Source organism: Paenibacillus silvestris (assembly GCF_009882985.1).
Classification (GTDB): domain Bacteria; phylum Bacillota; class Bacilli; order Paenibacillales; family NBRC-103111; genus Paenibacillus_E; species Paenibacillus_E silvestris.
Genome location: NZ_WTUZ01000008.1, coordinates 1 through 344, shown reverse-complemented (window position 1 = coordinate 344; position 344 = coordinate 1). Strand labels below are relative to the sequence as shown.

At 51.6% G+C, this 344-nt stretch carries 2 rRNA genes; both read right to left on the bottom strand.

Annotated elements, in window-relative coordinates:
* A 5S ribosomal RNA gene (gene rrf / locus GQF01_RS03275) occupies positions 1-105 on the bottom strand.
* 71 nt (positions 106-176) lie between these two features.
* A 23S ribosomal RNA gene (locus tag GQF01_RS03270) occupies positions 177-344 on the bottom strand; the annotation flags it as partial.

The following is a 344-nucleotide window of genomic DNA, read 5'->3' as shown; positions in this document are numbered from 1 at the left end:
TGGCAACGTTCTACTCTCCCAGAACCCTGCGGNATCGACGCTGGAGGGCTTAACGGTCGTGTTCGAGATGGGAACGCGTGGGTCCCCTCCGCCATCATCACCAAACAGTCAAAGCGTGGTTTGCGCCTTGAAAACTAGATACGAAACTTGCGTAAAGGTAGTTATTCTTAGGTTTATTGGTTAAGCCCTCGACCGATTAGTATTCGTCAGCTGCATGCGTTGCCGCACTTCCACCTCGAACCTATCAACCTCGTCGTCTACAAGGGGTCTTACATACTGGGAAATCTCATCTTGAGGGGGGCTTCGCGCTTAGATGCTTTCAGCGCTTATCCCCTCCGTACATA